Consider the following 8,020-nt stretch of genomic DNA (forward strand, 5'->3'; position numbering starts at 1 on the left):
CAATGTGGTCTTCTTCAATTTGATAAAAGAGGGATTGCTGCTTATTAAGAGTTGCTTTTCTAACACTGGGATTCGATGGTGAAGCTTCAAACATCTGAGGAAATCCTGCTATAAGTTTGATTACCTTCTTTACACGATAAACAAAGTTCTTAGCTTCTGTTTCGGACCATTCATCTTCCAGATACCGCAGCACTTCTGCAAAGCCGGTTTCGGCTTCCAAAGTCCAGACAACGGGTAAATTCATAGGTAATTTGCATATTTCTGCATTACCTCTTCGTTGGTCATTGTCTGGCCAGTCGCTGCCTGTTTTTGTCCTCTTTTAATACTTTCTCTGACATGTTCGGGCAAGGTCTCCCAAAAGTCCGAGTTTCGCGGTTTAAGCCGGTTTTGTATCTTTTTCCACTCATTCATGGGAATTACAACTGAGGTCTTCATCGTTTTTTCTTTTGACAAAAATTGAACATTCATACCATTCAAAAGTTGAGTATTATACAGATGATCCTATTCCCCGTTCACCAAAATTCGTTAAATTGGATCAGAAATCGTAGTAAAATAAGATATTATACCGTCACCAAATCAGAATGGAATCCGCAACACTTCACTTTCTCAGTCAATTAGCCGAAAACAACAACAGGGAATGGTTTCAGGAAAACAGAGGGCGATATGACGAGGCGAAAGCGGATATGGAAAAGCTGGTGGGTTACCTGATCAGTGAAGTAGGGAAGTTTCAGGATCTCGGCAATTTGCAGGTAAAAGAATGCCTGCTGCGCATCAACCGCGATATTCGTTTTTCAAAAAACAAGGCACCTTACAAGAACAATCTTGCTGCCGGTATTGGTCCCGGCGGGAAGAGTTCGGGTAAGGTCGACTACTATATACAGATCCAGCCCGGCGATCAGACTTTTTTGGGCGGAGGAATGTGGGAGACTACTCCTGAGCAGCTGGCCCGGTTCAGGCAGGAAGTCGATTACAATGCAGAAGAATTGAAAGTGATCATTGAGGAAAAAGAATTCCGCACATTTTTCCCCGAAATCCACGGGGATACCTTAAAGACTACACCCAAAGGTTACCCGAAAGATCATCCCGAAATCGAGCTGCTGAAACGCAAGCAACTTTTTTTTGTGCACCGGTTTACCGATAAGGAAGTGGCTTCCAGGGATTTTGGTAAAACGATTGTAAAAGGTATCCAACTCCTTAAACCTTTTGCAGACTATATGAATTATGTATTGTATGAACAGCCCGCGGAGCATTGATCTGCAATTCTGATTTCCCGCAAAGCTTACTCCATTTAATAATACCCCAGTCCACATGCAATTTTCCCATTTACACTGCCATACCCAATTTTCACTTCTTGACGGGGCGGCTGATATTAAAAAGCTCTTCAAGAAAGCCAAAGAGGACAATATGCCGGCCGTCGCGATTACTGATCATGGTAATATGTTCGGCGTTTTTGAATTTGTAGCGGAGGGAAACAAGCAGGGGATCAAGCCTGTTGTGGGATGTGAATTTTATGTGGTGGAAGACAGGCACGTGCGGCAGTTTACCAAAGACAAAAAGGATGTGCGCCACCATCAGCTTCTGCTCGCCAAAGATGAAATCGGCTACAAGAACCTGGTGAAAATGTGCTCCCTGGGGTTTATTGAAGGAATGTATGGTAAATACCCGCGGATCGATAAGGAGCTGATTGTAAGGTACCACAAAGGTTTGATCGCTACTACCTGCTGCATCGGGGCGATTATTCCCAAAACCATTATCAGGCAGGGAGAGGAAGCTGCCGAGCGGGAGTTTAAATGGTGGCTGGATCTGTTCGGAGAAGACTTTTACGTAGAGTTGCAGCGGCACGAGATCCGTGATCAGTACATTGTGAATGAAGTACTAGTAAGATTTGCCAAGAAGTATAATGTTAAAGTAATCTGCTCAAATGATTCGCACTATGTGGATCGCGATGACTGGAATGCGCATGATATTCTCCTGTGTATCAATACGGGAGATAAGCAAAGTACGCCTTCGGCAAAGGATTTTGACGACGAAAAAGGTATTCCGAAAGGTTCTCGTTTTGCATTCTATAATGATCAGTTTTATTTCAAGAACACCAGCGAAATGATGCAGCTGTTCAACGACTTACCCGAGTCGCTGGACAATACAAACGAGATTGTTGACAAGATTAAAACGCTTGATCTTCGAAAAGATATTTTACTCCCTAACTTCCCGATCCCCGACGAATTCAAGACACATACCTTGTCGGAAATGGTTGGTAAAAAGGAACTTACGGCCGATGTGCTGAATCAATGGGAATACTTGAAACACCTCACATTTGAAGGCGCCAAGTTTAAGTACGGAACGATAACGCCCGAGATTGAGGAGCGGATCAACTTTGAGCTGAATACAATCCGTAACATGGGTTTTCCTGGTTACTTCCTGATTGTGGCCGATTTTATCGATGCCGGACGTAAAATGGGCGTGTTTATCGGTCCTGGCCGTGGCTCTGCTGCCGGATCCGTGGTAGCCTATGCGACCGGGATCACCAATATCGACCCGATCAAGTACGATCTGCTTTTTGAGCGTTTTCTTAATCCCGACCGTATCTCACTGCCCGATATTGATACGGACTTCGATGATGAAGGCCGGCAGAAAGTGATTGATTATGTGGTTAAAAAATATGGTTACAACCAGGTAGCGCAAATTGTTACTTATGGTACAATGGCGGCCAAATCGGCGATCAAGGATGTGGCGCGGGTAATGGACCTGCCTTTGCAGGAAGCCAATGCACTTGCAAAGCTTGTGCCCGACAAGCCTACCTATAATATGACGCTCAACCGGATCTTCACAGCGCCACTGGAAGGCGAGGGGAGTCTGGTCAAAAAAGAAGGGATCGCGCCCGAAGAGCTGGATAATGTGAAGAAAATGCGGCAAATCGCATTAGGTAAGGATTTGCAGGCGAGTGTTTTGCAGGAAGCGCGCAGACTGGAAGGTACCGTGCGGAATACAGGTATTCATGCGGCCGGTATCATTATCGCGCCGAGCGATCTGACAGAAATCATTCCCGTAAGTACTTCCAAAGACTCGGATTTTTTGATTACCCAATATCAGGGAAAGATTATTGAGGATGCAGGGGTTATCAAAATGGACTTTCTTGGTCTGCGCAACCTGACCATTATCAAGGAAGCATTGCGGCTGATCAAGCAAAACCACAATGTTGAAATTGTCATTGACGATGTGCCGCTAGATGATCCGAAGGTTTTTGAGTTGTTTCAAAGGGGAGAAACGAATGCGATTTTTCAGTTTGAATCCGACGGGATGAAAAAGCACATGCGCGACCTCATTCCCGATCGCTTCGAGCACTTGATCGCCATGAATGCATTGTACCGCCCAGGTCCGATCGCATATATCCCCAACTTTATCCGTCGTAAAAACGGGCAGGAGGAGATTACATACGATTTGCCCGAGCTGGAAGAGTATTTATCCGATACTTACGGTATTACCGTTTACCAGGAGCAGGTAATGTTGCTTTCGCAGAAGCTGGCCGGTTTTACAAAAGGTCAGGCGGATACGTTGCGTAAAGCGATGGGAAAGAAGCAGATCGAAACCTTGAACAAGCTGAAAGGCGACTTCATGAAAGGCGGTACCGAGCGTGGGCTTGATTCCAAAAAGCTTGAAAAAATATGGACTGACTGGGAAGCATTTGCATCCTATGCATTTAACAAATCACACTCAACCTGCTACGCATTTGTAGCTTACCAGACAGCTTACCTGAAAGCGCATTACCCCGCTGAGTACATGGCGGCGGTTTTGACGAGCTCGCTGGGTAACATTGATAAGATTACATTTTTCATGGAAGAATGTAAAGCTTTGGGTATAACCGTTTTGGGGCCGGATATCAATGAATCAGACAGGCAATTCAACGTGAACAGCCGGGGTGAAATCCGCTTTGGTTTGGCCGGCGTAAAAGGCAGCGGCGACGCAGCCGTGGAATCTATTATTGAAGAGCGTGCAGCCGGCGGCGCATTCTCGGATATTTACGATTTTATTACCCGCGTCAATTTGAGGACGGTCAATAAGAAAACGATTGAAAGTCTGGCTTATGCTGGTGGGTTTGACTGCTTTGAAGACTATCACCGGGCGCACTACTTCGCTGTTGAAACTGGCGAAAATGGGACGTTTATTGAAAAGCTTATTCGTTACGCAAACAATTACCATGCAGAAAAATCGTCCGCACAGGCTTCTTTGTTCGGTATGTTAGGCGACGGCGGCTCTACGCTTGCGCGTCCGAAAGCGGCGGATGTTGCTGCCTGGGACGATCTCGCAAAGCTGAGGTATGAACAGGAGGTTGTCGGATTTTACATTTCGGGGCACCCGCTGGATACATTCAGGGTTGAACTCGACAATTTTTGTAATTGTACGGTCGACAAGGTAATGGAGATTGCGGAAGGAGAGCGGTCGCCGAAGTATTTTGGTAAGGAAATCAGCGTGGCCGGAATTGTAACGAGCGCGCAGGAAAGAATGTCTAAGAATGGAAGTAGCTTCATGATTTTCAAAGTGGAAGATTATAAAGGCTCACTTGAAATGCTATTAGGTGGCGAGGATTATATCAGGTTCAAGAATTATCTGCAGGTTGGCCAGTTTCTTTATATCAAAGGCAAGGTTCAAAACCGCTGGAAGCAGGAAGATCAATTTGAGTTTAAGATCACGCAAATTCAGCTGTTGCCGGAGATTATGGGTAAAATGTGTAAGAAGATTAAGATCAATCTTTCCCTGGATCAGATTGACGCCCAGTTTATTCACGTATTAAGCGATACCCTCAGTCATCACCCGGGACCTTGCGCGATTAATATGACGGTAGTAGATCCGGATACACGGCTGGAAGTTGAAATGTTGTCGCGTGGATATCGTGTCGCGCCGACCACCGAGCTCTTCAAAGTACTTCGTGGATTTCATGGCGTACAATTCTCTTTGAACTGATTTACATTAGTAATATTCAGGAACTTTTAGGCAATGATAATGCTTATTATATCAGATTTATAAAACAACATTAGACATTTTCAAACATGGGAAAAGCACTTGAAATTACCGATAGCACCTTTGAAGAATTGATCCAAAGCGAAAAACCAGTACTTGTTGATTTTTGGGCAGAGTGGTGCGGACCTTGTAAAATGATCGGGCCTGTTGTAGAGCAGCTTGCCGGAGAATACGAGGGAAAAGCAGTTATTGGTAAAATGGACGTGGATATGAATTCTTCTGTTCCCGCTAAATTCGGTATACGCAGTATCCCTACATTAATGATATTCAAAGGCGGTCAGTTGGTTGACAAAGTTGTTGGCGTAGTTCCTAAAACAACTCTGGAAGACAAGTTGAATGCACAGATCGAAGCAACAGTATAATCTGTTACTTTCCGATAAATAATTGAAAGCTCCCTGCTGGGAGCTTTTTTTGTGACTGCTTGCTTAAAGGTATATTATTGTATACTTTTAATCTTAGTTACACACTATGAAATCCTCAGAATTCCATCGCTTAATCAAACGAAACGGCTGGTCGGTTATCCGGATAAAAGGCAGTCATTATACTTATCAAAAGGAAGACAAGACTTACACCGTAGCTTATCATGGATCAAAGGAGATGGGCGAGGGAATACGCTTGAAGACCATCAAGAAGATGAATTTAAAGGAAATATTATGAAGAAGATTAAGATTATAATCGAAAGAAGCAAGGATTTTTACTGGGCTTATGGGGATAATGTAGATAAGATAAATGGCGGTGGAGCGACAATTGAAGACGTGAAAAAATCAGTGTTTGAATGCATCGAAATCGTTAAAGGTTTTGACGATAAAAATATTCCCTCAGCTTTAAAAGGCGAGTACGAGATTGAATGGAAGCTGGATGTAGGGAGTTTTTTAAAATACTATAAAGGCATATTCAGCCAAACCGGCATTGCGAAAATCACCGGCATCAATGAGAAGCTGCTGAACCACTATGCTTCCGGCATTAAAAAGCCAAGACCTGCGCAAGCCAAAAAGATCGAAGCGGCTCTGCACAAGCTTGGTAATGAACTTTTAGCAGTAAAGCTGTAAGCAATACTGCTAAAAGTTTAGCTACTCATGAATTTCAATTGAGAAACTGGCCGTAAATAATTCCCCGGCAGCGAGCTTCAATATTCCCTCTTTCGTTTCAAAATTCTGGTCAGAATCAGCGCTGTCTGCAATGCCCAGCCAAGGTTCAATGCAAACGAAGTTACCATTTGGCTTTGCCCAAATGCCGAGATAAGGGAAATCACCAAAACGAACAGTAGCTACCTGCGCAGATTTGGTACTTCGCAGACTTACCTGCTTTGATACCAAATGCTTAAAGATCAATGCATCGTTATCAAACAAATGATGATCAAGATGAAGTGTGTTGGTGTTGTCAAAGATCTTCTTTGTCTCATTACCGACAAGCCCATCTTTGGTCAGCAGCCAGGTTGAATCATTTTCAATGGCTTCGAATTCCAGATAATAGTCTGTATAATCCTCGCCTTCATGGACAGGACACTTAAATGCAGGATGCCCGCCAAGCGAGAACAACATTTGCTCTTCACCGGAATTCGCTACTTTATAACTTTGCAAAAACTTGTGCGCATCTAATCGGTAAGTGATCTCAAAATCAAACTCGAAGGGATAGATTTCCAAAGTTTCTGTAGAGGATTTTAAACCGAATGTCAGGCTTGATTCTGTTTGCTCAATAAGTTTTACCTCCGGATTGTTGCGTACGATTCCGTGGCGAGGTACCGCATAGTCTTTCCCATTGTACCTAACGAACCCGTTTTTAATAGCGCCTATAACCGGGAACAAAACGGGTGCATAACTTGGCCAAATGTCAGGATCTGCATTCCACATGAAATCAGTTCCCGTCACTTTCGACTGAATGCGGCACAATTCTGCACCTGCCTGCCTGACGGCAATACGCAAAAATTCATTCTCAATTGAATATTCCATAAGCTTGGTTTAAGAATTCAAAACATTAATAATCACCTTGCAAGCTGTTCGTATTTCTTCCTCAGAAATCACCAGCGGCGGCGCAATGCGCATTGCATTGTCACAAAACAGGAACCAGTCCGTAACCACACCATTTTCAATGCAGCGATCAATTGTATCTTTCAGCTTTTCAAAAGATTCCATTTGCGCAGCCAGCATTAATCCCCTGCCTCTTACCTCACTAATCGCAGGGTGCACAAGCAAAGATTTAAAAAGCGCGCCTTTTTCAATGGCAGACCGATGCAGATTTTCATCCAAAATCACATTTAAAGCAGCCAGGGAAGAAGCGCAGCAAACAGGGTGTCCGCCGAAAGTAGTAATGTGCCCCAGAATCGGATTATTCTTGAAAACGCGCATTACTTCCTGAGAAGCCATAAATGCACCGATCGGCATGCCGCCGCCCATTCCCTTGGCACTCAGCAAGATATCAGGGTAAATATCAAACTGCTCGAAAGCCCAGAAACTTCCCGTTCTTCCAAAACCCGTCTGTATCTCGTCCAGGATCAGCAATGCGCCAACTTCCGAGCACCTTTGTCTCAGCGCAATCATGTATTCTTTTTCAGGTACCCGCACACCAGACTCTCCCCCGATTACCTCAATGATCACAGCTGCTGTTCCATCTGTAATCAATTCCAGGTCAGTAGCATTTCCATGCCTGATCTGGCGGGTTCCGGGGAGTAACGGTCGGAAATTCTGCTTGAAAAAGTCAGCGCCGGCAAGACTCAATGCACCCTGCGTAGCTCCATGGTAAGCATTTACGCAGGATATAAATTCGTGCCGCCGCGTAAACCGCTTGGCAAGCTTCATCGCACCTTCGGTAGCCTCCGTGCCGGAGTTAGTGAAATATACATTATCAATGAGCCCGAAAGGGGAGGGCCAGGGAGGGGTTACTGCCAAAGTCCTTGTTAATGCAGCCGCAAGCTGTACCTGTGCGCTCTGTACGAATTCGCCGTAAACGAGCAAATGCATGTGTTTTTTGAGCTGCTCGTGAATGGCGGATATTACCTTTGGATGCC

Annotated in this window: 8 protein-coding genes; 5 read left to right on the forward strand and 3 right to left on the reverse strand. The window is 44.6% G+C overall.

Annotated elements, in window-relative coordinates:
* On the reverse strand, positions 1-244 hold a 244-nt coding region (locus ACTIE6_RS11875), incomplete at its 3' end, for a type II toxin-antitoxin system RelE/ParE family toxin (RefSeq protein ID WP_439556842.1).
* Positions 245-581: 337 nt separating this feature from the next.
* On the opposite strand from ACTIE6_RS11875, the gene ACTIE6_RS11880 reads away from it, so the two are divergent.
* From ACTIE6_RS11880 to ACTIE6_RS11900, 5 genes are all read left to right on the forward strand, one after another.
* Entirely contained in the window at positions 582-1,253 is a 672-nt protein-coding gene (locus tag ACTIE6_RS11880; RefSeq protein WP_439556843.1) for a DUF2461 domain-containing protein, read from the forward strand.
* A 55-nt stretch (positions 1,254-1,308) separates the two neighbouring features.
* A complete protein-coding gene (gene dnaE / locus ACTIE6_RS11885) occupies positions 1,309-4,959 on the forward strand; it encodes a DNA polymerase III subunit alpha (RefSeq protein ID WP_439556844.1) in 3,651 nt (1,216 codons plus the stop codon).
* An 86-nt stretch (positions 4,960-5,045) separates the two neighbouring features.
* Positions 5,046-5,378, forward strand: a complete 333-nt coding sequence (trxA, locus tag ACTIE6_RS11890) for a thioredoxin (RefSeq protein WP_031527084.1) — start codon at positions 5,046-5,048, stop codon at positions 5,376-5,378.
* A 106-nt stretch (positions 5,379-5,484) separates the two neighbouring features.
* On the forward strand, positions 5,485-5,673 hold the full coding sequence (locus ACTIE6_RS11895; protein WP_439556845.1) for a type II toxin-antitoxin system HicA family toxin: 189 nt from the start codon (positions 5,485-5,487) through the stop codon (positions 5,671-5,673).
* Positions 5,670-6,065 carry a type II toxin-antitoxin system HicB family antitoxin gene (locus ACTIE6_RS11900; protein WP_439556846.1) on the forward strand — a complete coding sequence of 132 codons (396 nt, stop codon included), beginning with the start codon at positions 5,670-5,672 and terminating at the stop codon, positions 6,063-6,065. Before ACTIE6_RS11895 ends, ACTIE6_RS11900 begins: the two co-directional genes overlap by 4 nt.
* Before the next feature lie 21 nt (positions 6,066-6,086).
* Here ACTIE6_RS11900 and ACTIE6_RS11905 read toward each other — a convergent pair whose 3' ends face one another.
* Both ACTIE6_RS11905 and ACTIE6_RS11910 read right to left on the reverse strand, forming a co-directional pair.
* Positions 6,087-6,965: an aldose 1-epimerase family protein gene (locus ACTIE6_RS11905; protein WP_439556847.1), complete on the reverse strand. Its 879-nt coding sequence runs from the start codon at positions 6,963-6,965 to the stop codon at positions 6,087-6,089.
* A gap of 9 nt (positions 6,966-6,974) precedes the next feature.
* Positions 6,975-8,020: aspartate aminotransferase family protein (locus ACTIE6_RS11910; protein ID WP_439556848.1), on the reverse strand; the 1,046-nt coding region annotated here is incomplete at its 5' end.

It is taken from the genome of Dyadobacter sp., from assembly GCF_051859145.1.
In the GTDB taxonomy this organism is placed as follows: Bacteria; Bacteroidota; Bacteroidia; order Cytophagales; family Spirosomataceae; genus Dyadobacter.